At 66.3% G+C, this 22349-nt stretch carries 14 protein-coding genes; 6 read left to right on the top strand and 8 right to left on the bottom strand.

Annotation, left to right across the window (positions count from 1 at the left end; genetic code table 11):
• Nucleotides 1-113: 113 nt before the first annotated feature.
• The 7 genes from AC0J5K_RS21690 to AC0J5K_RS21660 all read right to left on the bottom strand — a co-directional run bounded on the left by AC0J5K_RS21690 (nt 114) and on the right by AC0J5K_RS21660 (nt 14086).
• Nucleotides 114-1808 (bottom strand): thiamine pyrophosphate-requiring protein, encoded by a 1695-nt coding sequence (locus tag AC0J5K_RS21690; protein WP_053083421.1) that lies wholly within the window; start codon nt 1806-1808, stop codon nt 114-116.
• Between the two features lie 22 nt (nt 1809-1830).
• Nucleotides 1831-2085 (bottom strand): nitrate/nitrite transporter NrtS, encoded by a 255-nt coding sequence (gene nrtS, locus AC0J5K_RS21685; protein ID WP_274564113.1) that lies wholly within the window; start codon nt 2083-2085, stop codon nt 1831-1833.
• Nucleotides 2082-3581: an aldehyde dehydrogenase family protein gene (locus AC0J5K_RS21680; RefSeq protein WP_074837967.1), complete on the bottom strand. Its 1500-nt coding sequence runs from the start codon at nt 3579-3581 to the stop codon at nt 2082-2084. The genes nrtS and AC0J5K_RS21680 overlap by 4 nt, the downstream gene beginning before the upstream one ends.
• Nucleotides 3582-3870: 289 nt before the next feature.
• Nucleotides 3871-9615: a hypothetical protein gene (locus AC0J5K_RS21675; RefSeq protein ID WP_274564111.1), complete on the bottom strand. Its 5745-nt coding sequence runs from the start codon at nt 9613-9615 to the stop codon at nt 3871-3873.
• 82 nt (nt 9616-9697) lie between these two features.
• Nucleotides 9698-12295, bottom strand: coding sequence for a hypothetical protein (locus AC0J5K_RS21670; protein WP_274564109.1), 2598 nt, complete (start codon nt 12293-12295; stop codon nt 9698-9700).
• Between the two features lie 113 nt (nt 12296-12408).
• Nucleotides 12409-12918 carry a hypothetical protein gene (locus AC0J5K_RS21665; RefSeq protein WP_074837971.1) on the bottom strand — a complete coding sequence of 170 codons (510 nt, stop codon included), beginning with the start codon at nt 12916-12918 and terminating at the stop codon, nt 12409-12411.
• Nucleotides 12919-13474: 556 nt separating this feature from the next.
• A complete protein-coding gene (locus AC0J5K_RS21660; RefSeq protein ID WP_274564105.1) occupies nt 13475-14086 on the bottom strand; it encodes a response regulator transcription factor in 612 nt (203 codons plus the stop codon).
• A 217-nt stretch (nt 14087-14303) separates the two neighbouring features.
• On the opposite strand from AC0J5K_RS21660, the gene AC0J5K_RS21655 reads away from it, so the two are divergent.
• The 3 genes from AC0J5K_RS21655 (at nt 14304) to AC0J5K_RS21645 (ending at nt 18365) form a co-directional block, all read left to right on the top strand.
• A protein-coding gene (locus AC0J5K_RS21655) for an IS5 family transposase (RefSeq protein ID WP_420398465.1) occupies nt 14304-15061 on the top strand; the annotation gives its coding sequence in 2 pieces (ribosomal slippage) (nt 14304-14640 and nt 14640-15061; 759 coding nt in all).
• A gap of 154 nt (nt 15062-15215) precedes the next feature.
• Nucleotides 15216-15740, top strand: a complete 525-nt coding sequence (locus tag AC0J5K_RS21650) for a putative pterin-binding protein (protein WP_244526547.1) — start codon at nt 15216-15218, stop codon at nt 15738-15740.
• 30 nt (nt 15741-15770) lie between these two features.
• Nucleotides 15771-18365: a hybrid sensor histidine kinase/response regulator gene (locus AC0J5K_RS21645; protein ID WP_473009966.1), complete on the top strand. Its 2595-nt coding sequence runs from the start codon at nt 15771-15773 to the stop codon at nt 18363-18365.
• 13 nt (nt 18366-18378) lie between these two features.
• Here AC0J5K_RS21645 and AC0J5K_RS21640 read toward each other — a convergent pair whose 3' ends face one another.
• Nucleotides 18379-19005 (bottom strand): lytic transglycosylase domain-containing protein, encoded by a 627-nt coding sequence (locus AC0J5K_RS21640; RefSeq protein WP_244526548.1) that lies wholly within the window; start codon nt 19003-19005, stop codon nt 18379-18381.
• A gap of 409 nt (nt 19006-19414) precedes the next feature.
• Here AC0J5K_RS21640 and thiC point away from each other — a divergent pair, with 409 nt between their 5' ends.
• The 3 genes from thiC to thiS are packed head-to-tail and all read left to right on the top strand — an operon-like array spanning nt 19415 to nt 22348.
• The gene (gene thiC / locus AC0J5K_RS21635) at nt 19415-21211 is read left to right on the top strand and encodes a phosphomethylpyrimidine synthase ThiC (protein WP_274563719.1); all 1797 of its coding nucleotides are present in this window, start codon (nt 19415-19417) and stop codon (nt 21209-21211) included.
• Nucleotides 21208-22182: an FAD-dependent oxidoreductase gene (locus tag AC0J5K_RS21630; protein WP_274563721.1), complete on the top strand. Its 975-nt coding sequence runs from the start codon at nt 21208-21210 to the stop codon at nt 22180-22182. Before thiC ends, AC0J5K_RS21630 begins: the two co-directional genes overlap by 4 nt.
• Complete coding sequence (thiS, locus tag AC0J5K_RS21625; protein WP_048535645.1) at nt 22151-22348, top strand: sulfur carrier protein ThiS; 198 nt, start codon at nt 22151-22153, stop codon at nt 22346-22348. The genes AC0J5K_RS21630 and thiS overlap by 32 nt, the downstream gene beginning before the upstream one ends.
• Nucleotide 22349 lies beyond the last annotated feature (1 nt).

Genomic DNA, 22349 nt, shown 5'->3' with positions numbered 1-22349 from the left:
GCGCGTGGCATGATAATCAAAAGGCCCCGCCTTCGCAGCTCGCTCCGGGCGCCGCCTCTCGTCATCCGATCCGGCGGGGCCGGTGCCGGTCAATTCGGCGCCGGCCGCGCGCCTCACTCCGGCCGCACCGCCACATCCAGGAGCACCGGCAGACGCTGGTCGCGGATGACCGTCACCGCCTCTTGCAGCACGGCCGGCAGATCCTCGGCCCGGTCCACCCGGCGCGCCCAGAGCCCGCAGGCCTCGGCCACCTGCGCATGGTCCGGGTTCGCCCCGAATTCCGTCAAAGGCACCTGCGCCGCACCCGAGGTCACACCCTCGGGATAGACCTCCAGCGCCGACAACCGCACCGCGTCCCAGCCGGAATTGTTCAGCACCACGGTCAGCACCGGCAGCGCATTGGCCTTGGCAACCTGGTGGCAGACCACCGGATTGGCAAAGAGATGCGACCCGTCGCCCACCACGCAGACCACCAGCCGGTCGCGATCCGCAAGCTGCACTCCCAAGGCCGCCGGGCCGCCCCAGCCCAGCCCGCCGGCGGGCGTGTTGCCAAAGAACCGGTTGGCGCCAAGCTCGGGATAAAACGGCGCCGGCGCGCCCCGCTCCGAAACCACAACCCCGGTTTCGCCCAGAATGCCGGAGACACATGCGGCCACGTACGCCTTGCTGGCGGTGCCGGTCGATCCGGCCCTTGCCGCCCCGGCCACGCGGGCCAGATAGGCCGCGTGATCCGCCGCGATGGCCGCGCTGTCCCGCGCCCTGGCCGGCACGGTCTCGAGCGCCGCATCCAGCGCCGCCAGCGTGGCGGCGGTATCGCCCGCCAGCCCCAGCGTGGTGCGATACGACCGCATCGGCATCCGCGCATGCAGCGGGTCCGGCCCGACATGGATCACCTTGGCCGAGGCGCGGGGGCGGTTGTGATGTTCGATCCAGGCCACTGGCGCATCGACCACCAGCACCACATCCGCCTCCGGCAGCCGCTGCGACAGATCCGGCCCCACCGCCATCGGATGGGTGCCGCGAAACACCTTGCGCGTGGCAAAGACCTCGGCCACCGGCAGGTCATGCGCCTCGGCCAGATGCTCCAGCACCGCCGCCACCCTACCGCCGGGATCGCCGCGCTGGCAGATGATCAGCGGATTTTCCGCCGCCGCCAGCCAGCCGGCGGCGGTGGCGATGTCCTCCGCCGCCGCCGCCCCGGCCCGCGACGGCGCCTGAAGCGGATCGGCCGCGACATCGGCGCCGGTCAGCTCGGTCAGCGGCTCGCGCGGCAGGCTGAGGTACACCGGCCCTTCCGGCGCGCTCTTGGCGACGGCCAGCGCGCGCGACAGCAGCGCCGGAACCGTTTCCGGGTAGCGCAGCTCGAAATGCCACTTCACCACGTCGCGCACCAGCGACGCCTGATCGAATTGCTCCTGCCCGTACTGGATCGGCGTGCGCCGGGCGCCGGGGCGGTCGTGTTCGGTCAGCGGCGTGCGGCCCGACATCAGCAGCACCGGCACATCGTCGGCGCGGGCATTGATCATCGCCATCGCCGCATTGGCCAGCCCGACATTGACATGCACCATCGCCGCCTGCGGCCGCCCGGTCGCCAGCCAATAGCCATGCGCCATGCCCACCAGCGCCGATTCATGCGGCACGATCACCGGTTCCGGCAGATCGGGCGAGCCGCTGCCCACCCGCGCATAGGCTTCGACGATCGGGGCGAAATCGCTGCCTGCATTGGCAAGGAAATGATCCATGCCCTGCGCCTTCAGGCTGCGCAGCAAGAGCTCGCCGCCCGACATGGAGTTCTTGAGATCTTTCATATCGATGTTCCCTTGGTTCCCGTCAGACCCGCTGCATCTTGTCGCGCACCGCCAGCACCGAGGAATAGGTCGATACGCAATAGGGCACGAGAAAGGTCAGCCCGATCCGGGCCAGCGCGGCGCCGTCTGTCGCGCCGGCGATCAGCCGGTGGCCATGGTTGATGAGCGCCAGCACCACCCCCACCACCAGCGCGATGCGCGCGGCCCGGATCACGACGCTGCGCTCGGTGGCGATGGCCCAGAACGCCGGCGGGGTGTCTTGGCGCGCGGCGCTCACAGAAGAAAGCCTCCGGGCCCGGAAATCGAATGCGCCTCGGTAAAGGCCAGCACGCCGTCATAGCCCAGATTGCGCCCGATGCCCGAGTTCTTGACGCCGCCAAACGGCCCGCGCCCGTCCTGCGCCATCGGCCCATGGCCGTTCAGATAGGTATAGCCCGCCTCCAGCCTACGCGCGACGCGCAGCGCGCGCTCGGCATCCGGCGTCCAGACCGACGAACAGAGGCCGAATTCGCTGTCATTGGCCAGCGCAACGGCCTCGTCGTCGTTGCGGAACTTCATGATCGGCAGACAGGGGCCGAATTGTTCCTCGCGCACGATCGACAGGCCGGGATCGGCATCATAGACCAGCACCGGCTTCTGGAAATAGCCGCCACCGTCATAAAGCGCCGGGTCCGGCACCTGCCCGCATTCGCGCAGCTCCGCCCCGCTGGCGCGGGCCTCGGCGATCATGTCGGTCACTACCTTCAGCTGTCTGGCATTGTTGACCGGCCCCATGGTCGTTTCGGGCAAGAGCCCGTCGCCCACCACCGCCCGCTCGCAGGCGGCGGTAAAGCCATCGACCACCTCGTCATAGCGGCTCTCATGCACATACATCCGCTTCAGCGCCATGCAGATCTGGCCCGAAGATGCGAAGGCGGCCCAGTACATCTTGTCGAACACCGCGTCGTTCAACTCGATGTCTTCCAGCATCAGCGCCGCGTCATTGCCGCCCAGCTCCAGCGTCACCGGCGTCAGGTTCTCGGCCGCGACCTTCATCACGTGTTTGCCCACTGGCACCGAGCCGGTGAAGTTCACCTTGCGCACCAACGGATGGCCGGTCAGCACATCGCCGATCTCGCGGCTCGATCCGGTGAGCACATTGACCACGCCGGGCGGCAGAAGTTTCGCGATGATCTGCAAGGTCAGCATCGGCGCCAGCGCCGAGTTTTCCGCCGGCTTGACCACCACGGTATTGCCGGTCACCAGCGCCTGCGGCAGCTTGGCGCCGAGGATCGACAGCGGCCAGTTCCACGGCACGATCAGCGCCGCCACCCCGCGCGGCTGGCGGGTGATGATGGTGTCGAACGCCGGGCCGGCCTCGGCCGGGCCCATCTTTTCGTCAATCGCCATGCGCTCGCCATAGGCGGCGGCCTGCATGAAGCGATCCCCCAGCCGCGACATCTCCAACAGGGTCTCGCGGGCGATCTTGCCGTGTTCGCGGGTAAAGAGCCGCGAGCGGAACTGCACATCTGCCTCATCCGCCGTCAGCGCCCCGGCCACCTCGCGCAACAGGCGCGCGCGTTCGGCAAAGCCCAGATCGGCCCAGGCCGGAAAGGCCGCATGCGCCGCGCCGACAGCGGCCTCGACATCCCTGGCCGTGGCCGCCGCCGCATGGCCCACCAGCTCTGCCGGCCGCGCCGGGTTGAACAGGTCATAGGTCGCCCCGTTCGATGCCGGGCGCGCCGCGCCATCCACAAAGATCCCGGTCTCTACAATCCGGTCCATGGTGCTCATGCCGGCCTCCTCCCCTTGTTTCTGATCCGCCACGCCGGCGCGAACGCCGCAGCCCTGCTGATGCGTGCTTTGTATCCAAAAAACGCGGATACCCTCCCATATGACATATTCGTAGCATGAACGTATCCGTATTTCAAGAACGGATGCATATTCCGCCAAACACCGGCAACATCGCGACAAATGCTCGATCAATGTATTCAAAGCGGCCGAGACCCGGGCTCCGACGCCCTCTCGCAAAAACGCCCCCGCATCGCTGCGGGGGCGCATGGCCTTGCGATCGCCGGGGCCGTCAGCCGCCGAGAAACCGGTCGAGCTGGTCCCACAGGCTGTCGTCCAGCTTCAGCCGCAGCTTGAGGTAAAACCCGTCCTCGAAGATGGCGCTGTCATAAGGCAGGGTTTCGCGGGCGTGGGTATACCCCAGCGATACCATCACCCCCTCATCCACCACCAGCCCCGCCTCGACCCCCAGCGCCTGGCTGGAAAAGCCGCTGTTGTCCCACATGTGGTAGGCATTGACCGAGGCCTCGAGCCGGTTGGCGATCACCTCGCCGGTCACCCCGGCCTGCACCAGCTGCATCAGCCCGGTCGCATCGGCGCCGTTCTCGAAGCCCTGGGCGCTGTACTGGCCGGCGTATTTGCCGTTCAGCCGCAGCCGCGGGTTGGCGTCCCAGGTGCCGGCGACCGACCAGAGATGATCGACGCTGCGGATGGTGTTCACCTCGAGCCGGTTCTCGTACCAGGCCAGCACATTGGCCCGCGCCTCGTTTTTCGGCCGATAGGACATGCCGGTGCGCAGCCGGTGCCGGTGCTTGTCGGCGCCGTCGCGGCCGTCAAAGGCGTAGCGGCTGCGCGCCAGCAAGGTCAGATCGGGCGAGACCTGCCCGGCCAGGCCAAGATCGGTAAAGGCGGTATAGCCGGCCGCCTCGACGGTCTGGTCAAACGCGGCCTCGCCGATCCACCGGCCATCTTCCGAGGTCCACTTGGCCCCAAGCGCCAGGCTGGTCAGGCCGCTGTCAGCCGCGCCCAGGTCAAAGCTGTGCTCCAGCCCGGCGCGCAGCGAGACCCGTTCGCTCAGCTCCCATTTGCCATCGAGGCCCTGCACGACCCGGGTGCCCTGATCGACGGCCGAGGTCATCTCGGACCGGCCGGTCAGCCATTCGGTCATGCGGTATTCGGCGCCGATCTGCGCATCGGTCAGCGCGTCGCCCAGCGGCCCGAAGGACAGTTCGGCCTGGCCAAAGATCCGCAGCTCGTCGCGCAGCTCGTAATCGCCACCGATCCGCAGCGTGCCCTGCTCGACCCCGACGAGCGGCAATTCGAGATCGAAGGAGAGTTTCACGCCCGGCGTGCTCTCGGGCCGCCATTCGGCGTTCTGCACCCAGAGCAGCTCGGTGCCCTCGTCGGCATCGGCTTGCAGATCGCGCGACAGGCGCAGCGCGTCGGTCCGGCGGGTGGTCTCGCTGATCTTGCGGCGCACCCCCAGCTCGGCATTGGCACGTTCGGTCCCGGCAATCCGGTCCTGCACGTATTCCGCGCTGGCGGTCAGCGCCGCGGTCTCGGTCAGCTTGGTCTCATACGACAGCTTGGCCTGGGTCGTGCCGGGGCGCACCGGCGCACCGGGCGGGGCGAAATCCTCGCTCGCGGTCGAGGCCTCGATCTGGAACCGGCTCTCGTCGGTGGCGTATTCGTAGGCGATCCGCGCCGCCGTGCCCTGCGCGCCCTGTCCATTCTCGGACCGGGCGATCTCGGCGGTGACGCTGGCGTTGCGGCTCAGCTGGTGTTCGACAAAGCCGGCATCGATGGCAAACCGCTCGTCGCTGCCCTCGCGCCCGTCAGACCGCACCACCCGCACCCCGGCGCGGCTGCGCTCGGAGAGGTCGATCCCGGCTTCGGCACCGTACAGCCAATAGGTCTCGTCGCCCTCGCCTTCGATCTGATAGGTCACCCGCACCGAGATCGGGTTGCCGTCCTCGTCGGCCTGCCGCAGCGGGGTGTCAAAGATGATCGTGTTGCGGAAATAATCCAGCGTGTAGTCGATCAGCCGCCGCAGCCGCGTGGTCGACAGGATCTCGCCGGTGTCTTCGTCGCGCACCAGCAGCTCCACCAGGTCCGAGCCCTCGCGGAAATCGCGCAGGTCGATGTCATAGGGCCCCGAGATGCCGCGGCCGCGAAGCTCGACGGTGCGGCTTTTCTGCGCCGTGCGCGCGGCAAAGACGGTCACCCGGGCGGTCTCGCCTTCCCAATGCGCCTTCACGCCGGTGGTCACATCGCGGTAGCCGCCCAGCTTGAAGGCCGGATCCTCGGGTTCGATGGCAATATCGCCATAGAGGATGTAAGAGGCGCCCTTCTCGACCTTGACGAACAGGTTGGTCGAGGATTGCGCGTCGAACCCGCGTTCGGAATTGTCGCCGTAGACCGGGTAATATTCATCGGCGCGAATGTCGCGGAACAGCCGGTCCTCGGTGTCGCGATCCGAGCTGTAGCGCAGGGTCAGCAGCGCGTCGCCACGGATCCGGCCCTTGAGATAAACCTCGCCGCGCAGGCCCGAAACGGTGTCCTCAAAGGGGCTGACCGCGGTGTCCTCGACGTGCAGCGCCCCGTCCCGCAGACCGACCGCGCCTTCGATCAGGCCGACCAGAATGCGATCGGCCAGGTCGGGCTTGAACAGGATGCGGGTGCTGGCGTCGCCAAAGCCGCTTTGCACGCCGATGGTCTCGGGGCCGGCGTTCTGCGGCGCCAGCAGATCATAGGTCGCCTCGCCATTGTCGAGATAGACCTGCACCCCGGGCTGATCGTCGCGGATGTCGGTCACATCCCATTCGGCGTTGCGCGCCATCAGCGTCACCACGGCGGCGGCCTGCGCCGGGTTGCCGCGCGCGTCGAGAATGCGCACCAGCACCGGGATCGCGCTGCCGGGGGCGGCCTGGGCCTCGGCCGGGGCGACAATCTCGATCCGCGCCGGATCGCCGGGGGCGGTGATGGTGATCTCGGCGGATTTGCGGGCGATGCCAAAGGGATCGGTGCCGCTCAGCCGGATCTTGTTGGCGCCGGGATTGAGCCGCAGGGCGATATATTCCTTGGCCTGAAGGTTGCCGCCTTCCCAGACCGCATGTTCCCCCACCCGGTCGCCGCCGACCTCCTTGCCATTGACCTCGAGCCGCAGGGTCAGATCCGCCGGGCCCTTCACCCGCAGCTTGAGGCTGCGACGGCTGACCCGGTCGCCATCGGCAAGCCCGAGAAAGCCAAAGCCCTGATCGAGCTGCTTGATGATCTCTTCCAGCGTGCCGGGCTGATTGGCGGCCTCGGCCTGATCGGCCGGCAGATCCGCGGCACCGGTCAGCGGCGTCTGGCTGCCATAGACCTGGGTGGTGGTCGCAAGTCCGGCCTCGGAGCGCGCCGAACGGCTGTCCGGGTTGCCGCCGTCGATCGGCAGATCCGAGAGCAGCTTGGCCTCGCCGTCGTCGCGGTCCTGCATCGCCTCGGCACGGCGCTGCACCTCGGCAAAGGCGGCCGGGGTACAGCCTTCGAGCGGGAAATTCTCGGCCCGAAGCTCGCCCCGCTTGAGCGCCACCAGGCGCGAGCCGGCTTGCAGCATGTCGGCGGTCCGCGACACCCGCGGTTTCGCCGAAAGCGGCAGGGTCGAGGATTGCAGCGCCAGCACATGGCTGATCGGCTTCAGCCCGAACAGCGAATATTTGCCGTCGCGGTCGGTGACCACCGCCAGCCCCTGCTGGGTGACAAGACGCACGCCGGGCACACCGATCTCGGCGTCACCGTCCATGATGCCGTTTTCGTTGCAGTCGAGAAAGACCGAGCCGAGGATCGTGCCTTCGCGCGAAAACACCCCGCCCTCGGCGTTCAGCCGCACCTTGGCGCGGGCGATGTTCGACAGCCGGCGCTGGCCGGTGCCGGCCTGATCGCCGAACAGCACCGCCTCGTTGATCCGGTCGCCGCTCTTGGTGGTGGGGGTGAAGCGCAGCACATATTCCAGCGTCACGCTCTCCAGCGGCGCCAGATCGCCAAGCTCGAAGACCACCGCGCCGGCGCCATCGGCCTGCGGATCGTCGATCTTTTCGCCGGCCAGCCGGGCCGAGTCGCCGACCATCACCGCATTGCGCGGCAGCCGGTCCGAGATCCGCGCCCCGATCAGCGCCTGGTTCATGTTGTTGGTGGCGGTCAGGGTGTAGAGCACGAATTCGCCCGATTGCACCTTGGTCTTGTTGGCGGATTTCTCCAGCGCCAGCGGCACGCCGTAAAACGGATCAAGCGGGATGTCCATCCGCGCCATCATGCCGCCGCCATGGGTCCAGACCTGACCGAAGGAGGCCCGCGGCATCACCTTCCGGCCATAGCCGCCAAAGGCATCGCGCACCGAGGGAAAGCTGTATTCGGCGGGCGGGCGCACCATCAGGCTGTAATCGCCGGGCACGGCCTGGCCCATCGCGGCAAAACCGTCGGGCCCCGAGGTCGAGGTGGCGACAACGGTGCCCGAGGCATCGGTCAGCTCGATCACCGCGCCGGCGACAGCGGCGTTGGTGACGCTGTCGAACACCATCAGGCCGGGGGTGATCATCAGGTCGTCGGCGGCGGAAATCCCGGCGCAGACCACCAGGCCCGACAGCAGGTCACCCTGCACCGAGGCCATCACGCCATCGCCCGCCACCGGAGTCAGCATCTCGGCGATCGGCAGCGCGGCGGTGTCGAAAATGCCGGTGTTGGGGCCGGTTTCGGTGGCGGTGACATATTCCACATCGCCGGTGATGGTGCTGCGCACCTCGATCTCGACCCGGTCGATCTCGCGGCTGATGTTGCAGGCGCCGGACACCACGCGCAGCGCGGTATCGGTGCCGGGATCGGTGAAATCGACGCGCTCGTCGGTCTGCGGATCGACGAAATCGAGCGTGATGCTGGCCTCGGCCGCCCCGGCCAGGCGCACCCGGTTCGAGGGCACCTGATGCATGCGCGAGGCGCCTTCGACAAAGGTCTCGGCGATGTTGAGCACTTCGCCGGCGCTCAGCGCGAGCGGGCGCAGCACGGTGAAATGCACCTCGCGGAACTGGCCCACCGGATAGGCCCCGCGGTGAAAGAACGCCACCGCGTCGACGGTGGCCGGATCGGCCGGCCGGGACGAGACATATTGTTGCTCCGGCGTACCTTGCAGATGGTAGAGCGTGACCAGCGACATGGTGCTGCCGGCCGAGACGAACTCGGTGTTGAGCGGGATCGCATCGCGCACCACCACGCCGGTGGCGGCCGTGCCGTCGATCATGATCGGCGCGCCGTTGACGCTGTCATAGGCGGCAACCGGGCTTTGCGAATTGTTGTAGAGCCGCAGGCGATAGGTGATCTGCGTGCCTTCGGCGGTCTGCATGTGGCTGAAGGTCTTTTCCAGCTGCAAGGCGGCATCGACGATCTCGACGCTGCCCATCGCCTGGCCGTGGCTGGCGGCGGCGACGGCGCCGTTGGCGGATTTGCCACTGGCCATCAGCTCGGACATCAGGGTATCGCCGGGGGTGGCGTCATGGGCCACGTCAAAGACATAGATCAGCGCGAGGGTCTCGTCGACGCCCAGCGTCACGGTCTCGCCCATGGCAATCTCGCGGTCGGCGCTGTCGACGATGCCGTTGCCGTTGACGTCGATGAACAGGCTGCGGTCGGTGATCACCCCGGTGGTGCCGCTGTCGGCGACGTCGAAATCCATCTCGAGCACGACGTTGCCCACGTTGGTCACGTCATACTGATGAAACGAGGTGGCGCCGCGGGCCAGGATCAGGTCGCTTCGGCCCGAGAGCTCGAAGGCCGGAACGGCGACAACCGTGGCGGCGACGGTGTTGGAACGGACGGTTTCGACCAGGCCGAGGCGGGCGTTGAAATAGCTCGCGGTGGCGGTGTTGCGGATGATCAGCCCGGCGCTGGCGGTCTGGCTGCCGGCGGTCTGGGCAAAGGCGACCGCCGCGCCGCAGGTGGCTGCCATGATGAAGGCGAGCAGGAGCGGCGCGAAAAGCTTGAACCAGTCTATTCTTGAGAACCACATGAAACACAACCCGAACTCTGAAGGGAAAGGAGGGGGGTCCACCCGGCCCCGGGGAGGGCTGGGCCGGGTGGACCGGGGGTCGTTACTCGGAGACCTTCACGGTGAACTCGAGCCGGGCAAAGTCACCGGGCAGAACCGTGTTGTGGAAGCTGTCCGCAGTGGTGCCGGTGATGGTCACCGAGGATGCGGGCTCGGCCGGATAGACCGAGTAGGTGCAGGCGCCGCCGCAGGTGTGGATCGTCGAGTAGGCCGGGGCCACGTCGCGGATACGCACGTTTCCTGCATTGGTCGTGCCGGTGTTCTCGGCTTCGATCTGGTAGCGGATGCACTGGCCCGGCTCGACGTCGAGACGGTTCTTGGTGAAGGTGCCAGGCGCACCGGTGCAGAGCGGATCGATGTACTGCATCTTGGTCAGCGTCACGTCACCCGAGACGATCACCACCTTGTCGTTCACCGCGTTGTCGGCAGTGTCGACATCGATATCGGCGCCCGCGTTCAGCGTGTTCGCCAGGGCGATGGTGCCGATTTCGGACAGGCCGGGGGTGGCGCTCGACGGGGTCTGCACCCGGTAGATCAGCGAGATCTGGTCGCCTGCGGCAAGCCCGTTGGTGCCCGCTGCAACACCGTCAACCAGGTCGTCGAAGTTGTCGACGATGACCTCGGTCGCATCGATCACGCCGTTCTGGTTGGCGTCCCAGTAGATCGCGCCGGAGAAGTCGGTCAGACCGCTCTGGGAGATCGCACCTTCGGTGATCGCGACGTTCGAGTTGTTGGTCACGGTGTGCACCATGTCGACGATGCCGCCGGGGGCTGCCTGGGCTTCCTGATCGGCCTCGATGGCCACGTCGACAACCTTGTTGATGGTCAGCTGGTTGACGATGCGGTCGGATTGGCCGGTGACGGCCGACGACACCAGGATGTCGATCGGGTTGTCGCTCGGCGGATAGCCTTCGGTCGGCGTGATGACGACGTTGAAGTCCTTGCTGCCGCCCGCCGGGATGGTGCCGGTGTTGGAGACAACGGTTCCGTCAAGCGTCTGGAACTCCACGGTCCAGCCCGCCGGAATGGCCTGCGCCAGTTCCAGGTTGAAGCTGTCCGAGGTGGTGCCGCCGTTTTCGACATTCATCGGGAAGGACACCGCCACACCGGGATCGGTGGTCTGGGTCACCCAGGGCAGGCCGCCATTGGTCGGCGCCGCGCCGTCACCTTCGGATCCCGCGACCTTGTTCTCGAGGTCGATGGCCGAGGCCAGAACCGCACCGGTGTATTCCGCGGTCGAGCTGTCGAAGGTGCCGCTGTTTTCCGAGGTCGCCACCACATTGGCGGTGTACTCGGTGGTCGGAACCGGGGTCACATCGGTCGGCAGGGTCGCCAGCAGGGTCACCTTGACCGCGTCACCCGAAACCAGCGGGCCGACGGTGCCGACGATCGGCGTCGCGCCGTCTTCCGCGACCATGCGGAAGGTGGTGCCGGCCGGGAAGTCGACGTTGTTGACGTCAAGCGTGTAGCTGTCGGTCACGTTCGAGGTATTCGAGATCACGAATTCGAACGGGATCGTCGCGCCCTGATAGACATCGGCATTGTCGGTCACCACGTCATTGGCGGCGGCGTCGGTGTCGGTGGCCGAGGCGACGGTGCCGTCACGGGTGCCGTCCAGGTTGATCTTGGTGTCGTCGATTTCCAGGCTGAACTGCTCGTCCACGGTCACCGAGGCGGTGTTCGAGTCCGGGAAGGCCGCGCCGTCGACGGTCTGGGTGGCGGTGTTGGGGATGATGCCGGCCGGGGCACCGTCGGCGATGGTGGCCTTGAAGGTCACGCTGCCGGAGCGGCCCGAGGGCACTTCGGACAGGATGAACTGCAAGGTCTGGGCGTTGTCGTAGGACCAGGCGATGGTCTGGCCGCCGCCGTTGGTCTGGTCGGTGGCATTGGCCGCGTTGGCTTCGCCCAGGGGCCCGGTCGCATCCGACCAGGTGGCCGAGTTCGCCACATAGTTCAGGCGGCCGTCGAGGATGTCGCGGACCACGTAGTTGTTGGCCGAGACCAGGCCGGTCGACGAATAGGTCAGCGTGATGGTGACTTCATCGCCGGAGTCGACAATCGCGTTGTTGCCGGTGCCCGAGGCGGGATCGACGGTCATCGACTTGACGACTTCGACAATCGCGCCGTTCGAGATGGTCAGCGTGTCGACATTGGCGTCGGTGACGGTGTTGTCGAGCGCCGAAACGGCGAGGACGTCAATGTTGTCGGTGCCGGTCTGGGTCGAGGAGGCCGAGGCCTCGATGATAAAGCCGTATTGCTCACCGGGCGCCAGCACCGGGGTGCTGGTGATCGGCGTGGCGCTGTCGGCGACACCGTCCATGTTGGCATCCGGGTAGAACACCAGGGTGGTGTCCAGGGCGCCCGAGTCCTGCTCGGTCGCGGTCAGCGCGAAGCTGTCGGGGCCGTTGCCGTCGTTGGTCACGATGTGCGGCAGAAAGGCCTTGCCGCCCGGGGCGATGGCTTCCGAATTGTCGGAGATCATCGTCAGGCCGGCGACCTGCTGGACGACGGTCTCGACCTTGTTCGACGTGACCGTGATGGTATCGCCGGAGCTGTTGGTATAGGTGGCAACCGCCTGGTTGCCGATGACCGAACCGGCCTCTGGTGCGGCAGCATAGGCTGCGGCCCCGAAAACCGACATGAGAGCGACAGCACTACAGCCGCGTTTGAAGTGCGCTTGAGTATTCACTTGTATTCACCATTGAACATATTGAGTTGACGGGGCTCCACCCCCGGGGACGAGGACCGGAGGGATCAGTTGACGACCACCCGGTAGGAGTTCAGGGCCTCGTCGCCGGCGGCGAGCGAGGTGCCGAGCGTCCAGCGGACGGCTTCGACGATGTCTTCGGGAACCGGTTCCATGCGCACGGTTCCGTCGTCTTCAATGATCTTGCGCAGCGCCGGCAGGGTCGACCATTCGAGGCCGGGCAGCTCGGGGTCCATTTCGGCCTGGATCTCGAAGGTGGCGTCATGCGAGCTCTGCTCGGTGCCCAGCTTCAGGGTCACGCCCTCGGGCACCGGACCGACGATGACCAGGTCGGCCATGGCGTCATCGCTGAGGTTCTCGTGCTGGATCGCGAAATGGATGGTCTCGCCGGGCTTGACGCTCTCGCGCTCGACGAGCTGCTCGAGGCCGGCCTCATCGCTTTCGACGATGAACAGTTCGAAATTGGCGCGCAGCTCCTCGGCCTGAAGGGCCAGGGCCGATGTGGCGAGCATCGCCACTCCCAGACCTGCGCGGGTGATGGTCGTTACGAGGCACATAGTTAAAGTCTCCTGCTGTCAGGCGGGCCGGCGGGCCGGCATCGCTTGTCGGGTTGATCGGCCCACCTCGGAGATGAGGCGAACTACAGCGACTTTTTCGCGTGAATGGCCTGCTGCTCACATCCCCGAGACCGGATAGGAGAGGGCACCGGTTGGCGGATCCCGCACTGCCAAAGCGCGCCGCGCGTCCGGTTGGACGGCAGGCTCTGCACCATGGGCGGGTCGCCCTGTCCGAAGGGATAGGCGGTTTTGCCGCCCGGCGGGCGCCTCGGCCCGGAAAATCCGGCCAAAGCGCAGGCTCCGGGCCGGCGGCTGCTGGGGATTCGCTATCAGAGGCGGCGGTCAAGCTCTTGTCGGCAAAGGGCGAATCGGTCGGGCGACCGTATCGGAGCGACGCCGCGAAGGGGCAGCGCCGCCGGCAAAGGGCACGCCGCCTATACCGCCGGAGAGGCCCGCCAAGACGAAAGAAGCCGCCCGAAGGCGGCTTCATTCTGCAAGGAGATGCGGTCTGGGATGTTCTCCGGCTCGGTTTGAGCCCGGCGCGCGCGGGGTGGGATCAGACGAAGCCGGCTTCCTTGGCGATCAGCGCCGCATGGGTCCGGTTGCGGGCGTTCAGCTTGCGGCTGAGGGTCTTGACGTGCAGCTTGACCGTGACCTCCTGAAGATCGAGATCGCGGGCGATGGCCTTGTTCGACTGCGCCTTGGTCAGCCCGATCAACACCTGCTTTTCCCGGTCGGTCAGCAATTCGTCGAAGGCATGCGCCGGGTCGTCTTCCTTCTGCGCCATGAAGCTCACCGGGGCAAAGGTCTCGCCGGCGGCCATGAAGCGCACCGCGTTGCGCAGCGACCGCGCCGCCATGGTCTTGGGCAGGAACCCGGCCGCCCCGGCCTCGAGCGCCTCTTCGGCGACGGTGCGCGAGGCGGTGCCGGAGAGAATGCCCACCGGGTTGCGGCCATTGACCTCGATGGTTTCGGACAGGCCGTCGAGCCCGTTCATTCCGGGCATGTCGAAATCCAGCAGGACCAGATCGAACGGTCCTTTCTGCCGGATCAGCGACAGCGCCCCGCCCAGATCGTCGGCGGTGTGTACCTGGATGCCATCACCTTCGAGGAAGGCCGCAATGGTGTCGCGCACCAATTCATGATCGTCTGCTATCAGAACATGCATTCTGTCTTGTTCCTATCTCGGCGACCCTTCGGCCACTTGTTACCCATTTCGCTCATTCCGCGCAAGTCTATGGAATAGTTCTGCCTTAGAGTGAACGCATTCTACAATCCGTATGTATGCTCTAGCGGCGGCGCTTACGGTCGATCAACCCTAGGCTCAGGATGCATTGATTTCGGCCGCACCGCGTGATTCACGGCTCTTAAAACGGAGCTGTGACATGAGCGATCTTTTCTGGCTGACCGACGCGCAGATGGCGCGTCTGAAGCCCTTCTTTCCGAAATCGCACGGAAAGCCGCGCGTTGACGACAAGCGTGTGTTGAGCGGCATAATCTTTATCAATCGTAATGGCTTGCGCTGGCGTGACGCTCCTGCCGCCTACGGCCCGCACAAGACGCTCTACAGCCGATGGAAGCGTTGGAGCGAGAAAGGCATCTTCGCGCGGATGATGGCGGGTCTGGCCGCCCTGCACGGCGAGAAGAATACAGTGATGATCGATGCGACCTACCTGAAGGCACATCGCACGGCGTCCAGCCTGGGCGTGAAAAAAGGGGGCGTGGTCGCCTGATCGGTCGCACCAAGGGCGGCATGAACACCAAACTGCACGCCATCTGCGACAGTCAGGGGCGCCCGCTCGACCTGTTCGTCACCGCCGGTCAGGTCAGCGATTACATCGGCGCGCGGGCATTGCTCAGCGGCCTTCCAAAAGTCAATTGGCTGCTCGGGGATCGCGGCTACGATGCCGACTGGTTCCGGGAAGCGTTGAAAGACAAAGGGATACGCGCCTGCATCCCAGGTCGAAAGCAACGCAAGACCCCGGTCAAATACGACAAGCGCCGATACAAGCGGCGCAACCGCATCGAGATCATGTTCGGAAGGCTCAAGGACTGGAGGCGCGTCGCGACCCGCTATGACCGCTGTCCAAAGGTATTCCTCTCTGCCATAGCCCTCGCAGCTATTGTCATCTATTGGTTATGAATCCTGACCCTAATGTGCGACACCAATACCACTGACACTCGGCGACTATACCAAAGGTTATAACGAGCATCCTAATACGCCAATGCAGTATGCGATCAGGACGGATTAATATGGCTCGTACAAACCCTGCACTTTAAAGAGTAAGGACCCCGCGATGACCTTGACCCTCAGGCCCCCTTCGACCATGGCCGCGATGCTTTTGCTGACACTGGCCTTTTTTGCCACCACCGCCCTTTCCGAAACGTTGAAGGCACCGGAGGGCGAGGTCATCCTGACGGTCACCGGCAACGTGCATGTCACCAATGCGATGGACAAGGCGGAGTTCGATCTCGAGATGCTCGAGGCGCTGCCGGCCACCGAATTCACCACCTCGACGATCTGGACCGCCGGCGAACAGACCTATACCGGTGTCGAGCTGAAGACCTTTCTCGACAGCCTGGAGGCCACCGGTACAATGATCGATGCCACCGCAATCAACGATTATTCGGTCGAAATCCCGATCAGCGACGCGGTCGAAGGCGGGCCGATCCTGGCCTACAAGAGCGATGGCGCCTATATGTCCCGCCGCGACAAGGGCCCGATCTGGCTGATCTATCCCTATGATCAGAACGCCGACTACCGGTCCGAAACGATCTACAGCCGGAGCATCTGGCAGCTTGACCGGCTCAACGTCAAGTAATTCAGAAGTTAAGACAAAAGGGCGGACCGCATGGCGATCGGCGCAAATATTTCGCACGACAACAGCCTGCGATTTCGCAGGCTTCGCCTTGTGGTGCTGGTCATTGTCCTGGGCGGCCTGGCCACCGCCGGGCTGATCGCGGTCGAGCTTGGCGGCAAGATCCGCGAGCTCAGGCAGGTGCCGCGCGACAATATCCAGTGGAATACCGCGCAGCTCGAGGTGGATTTCCTCAAGTTGCGCACGGCGCTCGACGCCGCCATCGAAGATCCCGCCACGCTCGACGAGCTGCGCAAGCAATTCGACATCTTCTACAGCCGGGTGAAAACGCTCGAAGGCTCGACCCAGACGCTGAACCTCGCGGACAACCCCGAGCTGCGGACGCATCGGCACGACCTCGAGCATTTCCTGATGATGACGGTGCCGCTGATCGATTCCTCCGATGCCGTTCTGATCGATGCGCTGCCGCAGATCGATAGCTGGATCGAGGAGCTCGTCGCGACCCCGCGGCTGTTCGCGCTGGGGGCGGTCCAGGTCATGGCCAGCCTGTCGGACCAGCAGCGGACCGAGATCGTCGAGCTGTTGCGCCGCCTGGCGCTGGTTGCTCTCGGGGTGTTCGGCGCGCTGATCCTGACCCTGGCGACGATGACCTGGCAGCGGCTCGAACTGTCGCGCCGCGCGGCCGCGATCTCCCGCGCCGGGCGGATGCGGGAATCGACGCTGCGCGCCTCGCTCGACGCCATCGTGGTGATCGATGATCAGGGGCTGATCACCGATTTCAACGGCTCGGCGGAAAAGATCTTCGGCTTTCGCAAGGACGAGATCATCGGCCGCAAGTTGTCCGAAACCATCGTGCCGCCGGCCTTCCGCGAGGCCCATGCCGAGGGGTTTGTGCGCTACACCTCCTCCGACACCTCCAACATCGTCGATCAGGGCCGGCTCGAGCTGATCGCCATGCACCGCGACGGCCACGAATTTCCGATCGAAGTGTCGATCTCGGAGACCGCGGGCGAGACCGGGCCGGCCTTTGTCTCTTATATCCGCGACATCACCGAGGAAAAGCGCGCCAAGGCCGAGTTGCAGCAGGCCCGCGACGACGCGCTCACCGCCTTCCGCGAGAAATCGCATTTCTTCGCGGTGATGAGCCACGAGATGCGCACCCCGCTCAACGGCATCATGTCGGCGCTCGACCTGATGACCGACGATCCTTTGACCGACAAGCAGAAACGCTATGTCACGATTGCCGAATCCTCCAGCCAGGTGTTGCTGGGCCATATCAACGACGTGCTGCTGATCGAACGGCTCGATTCCGGCGAAAGGACCGCCCCGCTCGCGCCCTTCCGTCCGGTCGCGCTGGTCGACGCCGTGGCCGACAGCATGCGGCCGGTGGCCGGGCAGCAGAACACCACCGTGGTGACCGAGCACAGCGGCCCCGACGCCTGTGTCCTGGGCCAGTCGCGGGCGCTGCAACAGGTGGTGATGAACCTGCTGAGCAATGCCGTCAAATTCACCCCCAGCGGCAAGGTGACGATCCGCACCGCCACCCGCGCGGCCGGCAATGACGAGGTCGAGCTTGCCATCGCGGTGGCCGACACCGGCATCGGCATCTCCGAGGAGGATCAGGCGCGGATCTTCGAGGATTTCGTCACCATCGATTCCCCGTACGAGCGGACGGCCACCGGCACCGGCCTCGGGCTGGGCATTGTCCGCCGCCTGGTGCAGCAGATGCAGGGCGAGGTGACCTGCGAGAGCGTGCCCGACGAAGGCACCACCTTTCATGTCACCCTCACCCTGCCCCGCGCCGAGGACGAGGACCGGCCCGCCGCCGCCTCCGGCCCCGCCCGCGACACCGCCGAGATCGCCCCGCTCGATGTGCTGGTGGTCGAGGACAACCCGATCAATGCCGAGGTGCTCGAGGCGATGCTGCTGCGCGAGGGTCACAAGGTCTCGCATGCCAGCGACGGCTTCGAAGGCGTCCATGTGGCCAGCCGCACGCATTTCGACCTGATCCTGATGGATGTCAGCATGCCGAACATGAACGGCATCAAGGCCACTCAGGAAATCCGCGCCTCGCGCGGGCTGTCCAAGAATTCGCCGATCTATGCCGTCACCGCCCACGCCATGCCGAACGAGGTCAAGGAGTTTCTCGCCGCCGGGATGGCGGGCTGCGTGCTCAAGCCGATCCGGCCCGACGCGCTGCGCAAAGTGCTGCACGAGGTCGCGCGCGACCAGGAACACGGCCAGGTGACGGCCCAACCCCATGCCCCGGAGGAAACCGACATGACAAACGCCATGCTGATCGATCTCGACAGCCTCGAAGACATCGCCGCGCTGCTGGGCCAGGAGCGGTTCGACGCCAAGCTCGACAGCTTTGCGACCGAAGCCGAAGACGTGTTGCGCCAGATCGATGCCGCCGCCGCCGCCGGCGACCTGCCGGCGCTGCAATCCAACGCCCATCGTCTTGCCGGCTCTTGCGGGGTCTTTGGTGCAGTGGCGCTGCACCGCGAACTTCAGGCGATCGAGGCGCGCTGCAAGGCCGATGACAAAACGGCCGCCCTCGACATGGCGGCCGGTCTCCCGCAAACTTGGGAGGCGACGCGCCGGGCGCTCAACACGGCGCGGGTCTGAGCCCTGCCCCCGGTCACTGACCGAGGATACGTTTGACGTAGTTGCGGGTCTCGCGGAACGGCGGCACGCCACCGTATTTGCGCACCGCCCCCGGCCCGGCATTATAAGCCGCCAGCGCCAGCCGCCAGTCGCCGAAGCGGTCATATTGCGCGCGCAGGTACTTGGCCCCGCCGCGCAGGTTCTGCACCGGATCATGCGGATTGACCTTCAGCTCGCGCGCCGTGCCCGGCATCAGCTGCGTCAGCCCGATGGCGCCGACATGCGACCGCGCCTTGCTGTTCCAGCCCGATTCCTGCTGGATCAGCGCCAGAAAGAGCTCTTCGGGAATGCGAAAGGCCGAAGCCTGGCGCTTGGCCTCGTCCAGATAGGCCCCGACATGTTTGCCCCGTGGCCTGACCTTGATCCGGGCCAGTTGCAGGCTGCCGGCAGTGGCAATCACCGCCGAGGCACCCACCGGCGGCGGCGCGGGCGCCACATCGCTGCGGGTCGACGTCACGCCGACACGTCGGTCGATCACCGCCGATTGTGCCTGCAAGATCTCCATCCGGCTGGCGCCTGCGGCGCTGAACAGCGCATCCGCCAGCATCGGGGTCGGGCAGGCCAAGAGAACGAGGGGTAGCAGTCGCCTTGTCACAAACACGTCACTCACTCCTAAAGTTGATTACCAAAGAAGCAGTAGCGGTTTCCCGGCGAGATTTCGGCGACCCGGATGTCGAGCGCAGGGCGCAAAAGGTTAGCCGCCCCAAGGCTTTCGAGAGCGCGCGGCACCGCACCGGACGACACAGGCCAAGGAATGGGTTGCACGGCGGCGCCGGCATGCCTATACGTCAACCCACGCAGGGGAGTCCCGCCGAGGGGACTGAGAGGCAGACAGGGCTTTGGCCCGGTGACGCGACCCTTTGAACCTGACCCAGTTGACACTGGCGTAGGAAGCTGAGGGCGCATCATGGGGGGTTCCCCCGGCTCCCTGACAAGTCGGCCCCGCGCCGCCGCCTCCTCTCCCGGATCATCTGGTGTCTTTTTGAGACTTGAGCTTGAGGAGCGCCACAATGAACGTGCCAAACCCCACCATCACCACCGGCCCCCTGCCCGCATCGCGCAAGATCCACGTGCCGGGCGTGCTGCACCCCGAGATCCGCGTGCCGATGCGCGAGATCTCGGTGCATCCCACCGCCGGCGAGCCGCCGCTGCCGGTCTATGACAGCTCCGGCCCCTATACCGACCCCGACGCGCAGATCGACATTGCCAAGGGCCTGGCGCCGCTGCGCCGCGCCTGGATCGAGGCGCGCGGCGATGTCGAGGAATACGACGGCCGCGAGGTCAAGCCCGAAGACAACGGCTTTGTGCAGGGTGACCGGCTGACGCCGGAGTTCCCGGTGCGCCCGCGCCCGCTGCGCGGCAAGGGCGCCGTCACCCAGCTCGCCTATGCCCGCGCCGGCATCGTCACGCCCGAGATGGAATTCGTCGCCATCCGCGAGAACCAGCTGCGCGAAGCGGTGGGCCCACGCGACGGCGAGGATTGGGGCGCCAACCTGCCCGACCACGTGACGCCCGAGTTCGTCCGCGACGAGATCGCCGCCGGCCGCGCCATCATCCCGGTCAACATCAACCACCCGGAAAGCGAACCGATGATCATCGGCCGCAACTTCCTGGTCAAGATCAACGCCAACATGGGCACCTCGGCCGTGACCTCTTCGATGGAAGAGGAAGTCGACAAGCTGGTCTGGTCGATCCGCTGGGGCGCCGACACGGTGATGGACCTCTCGACCGGCCGCAACATCCACAACACCCGCGAATGGATCATCCGCAACAGCCCGGTCCCGATCGGCACGGTGCCGATCTATCAGGCGCTGGAAAAGGTCAACGGCATCGCCGAAGACCTGACCTGGGAGGTGTTCCGCGACACGCTGATCGAACAGGCCGAGCAGGGGGTGGATTACTTCACCATCCACGCCGGCGTCCGGCTGCACATGGTCCCGATGACCGCCAAACGCGTCACCGGCATCGTCTCGCGCGGGGGCTCGATCATGGCGAAATGGTGCCTGCACCACCACAAGGAAAGCTTCCTCTACGAGCATTTCGACGAGATCTGCGACATCTGCCGCCAGTACGACGTCAGCTTTTCGCTGGGCGACGGTCTGCGCCCCGGCTCGATCGCCGATGCCAATGACGAGGCGCAGTTTGCCGAGCTGGAGACCCTGGGCGAGCTGACCAAGATCGCCTGGGCCAAGGACTGCCAGGTGATGATCGAAGGCCCCGGCCACGTCGCCATGCACAAGATCAAGGAGAACATGGACAAGCAGCTCGAGTGCTGCCACGAGGCGCCGTTCTATACCCTCGGGCCGCTCACCACCGACATCGCGCCGGGCTATGACCACATCACCAGCGGCATTGGTGCCGCGATGATCGGCTGGTTCGGCTGCGCCATGCTCTGCTACGTGACGCCCAAGGAACACCTTGGCCTGCCCGACCGCGACGACGTGAAAACCGGGGTGATCACCTACAAGATCGCGGCCCATGCCGCCGATCTGGCCAAGGGCATGCCCGGCGCGCAGCGGCGCGACGACGCGCTGTCGCGCGCCCGCTTCGAGTTCCGCTGGGAAGACCAGTTCAACCTGGCGCTCGACCCGGAAACCGCGCGCGACTTCCACGACCAGACCCTGCCGAAAGAGGCGCACAAGGTGGCGCATTTCTGCTCGATGTGCGGGCCGAAGTTCTGCTCGATGCGGATTTCGCACGACATCCGCGCCGAGGCGCAGAAAGAGGGCATGGAAGCGATGGCCGCCAAGTTCCGCGAGGGCGGCGAGCTGTATGTGCCCGCGAAAAAGGCGGAACCGGCGGAATGACCACGCTCCGCATTGCCGGGGCGGGGCTCGCAGGCCTCGTCTGCGGCTATGAGCTGGCGCGCCGGGGGGCGCGGGTGGTGCTCTATGAGCGCGCGCCCACCCTCGGCACCGCCAGCGTGGCGCGCTTTGCCGGCGGCATGCTGGCGCCCTGGTGCGAGGCCGCCACGGCCGAGCCCGAGGTGGTGACCCTGGGCCGGGGCGCCGCCGATTGGTGGGCGCAGGTGACAGAGGTGACGCGGCGCGGCACGCTGGTGCTGGCACCGCCGCGCGACCGGGCCGAGATCTCGCGGTTCGCCCGGCGGACCGAGGCGCATCGGCCGGTGGATGACGCGGCGATCACCGCGCTCGAGCCCGACCTTGCCGGGCGCTTCTCGCAGGGGCTGCATTTCGCGCAGGAGGCGCATCTCGACCCTTCCCGGGCGCTGCAAGATCTGGCGCGGGGGATCGCGGCCCATGGCGGCGAGATCCGCCATGGCACCGACGCCCCCCGGCAGATCGACATCGATTGCACCGGCATGGCGGCCCCCCTGCCCGATCTGCGCCCGGTGCGCGGCGAAATGGCGGTGCTGCATTGCCCCGAGGTGTCGATCACCCGCACCCTGCGGCTGTTGCACCCGCGCATCCCGCTCTATCTCGTGCCGCGCGGCGGCGGCACCTATATGATCGGCGCCACCATGGTGGAAAGCTCGTCGGACCGGCCCGCCACCCTGCGCGCGCTGACAGAGCTGTTTTCCGCCGCCTTTGCCCTGCATCCCGGCTTCGCCGAGGCGGCGGTGATCCGCAGCGGCGCCGGGCTGCGCCCGGCTTTCCCCGACAACCTGCCGCGCCTGACCTGTCAGGAGGGCATCTGGCACCTCAACGGCCTTTATCGCCACGGCTTCCTGCTGGCCCCCGCCATGGCGCAACGGCTGGCCGACACACTGATCCCGGAGACTGGACATGAAGATACTGGTGAACGCAGAACCGCGTGAGGTCTCGGGCCTCACCCTGTCCGAGGCGCTGGCCGAGCTGGGCTTTGACAGCCCCGCCGTCGCCACCGCGCTGAACGGCGATTTCGTGCCGCGCGACAGCCGCGCCGCGACCGCCTTGCAACACGGCGACCGGCTGGAAGTGCTGGCCCCGATGCAGGGAGGCTGAG

The organism is Marinovum sp. E3 (assembly GCF_055755275.1).
This window is presented reverse-complemented; position numbering and strand designations above follow the sequence as displayed.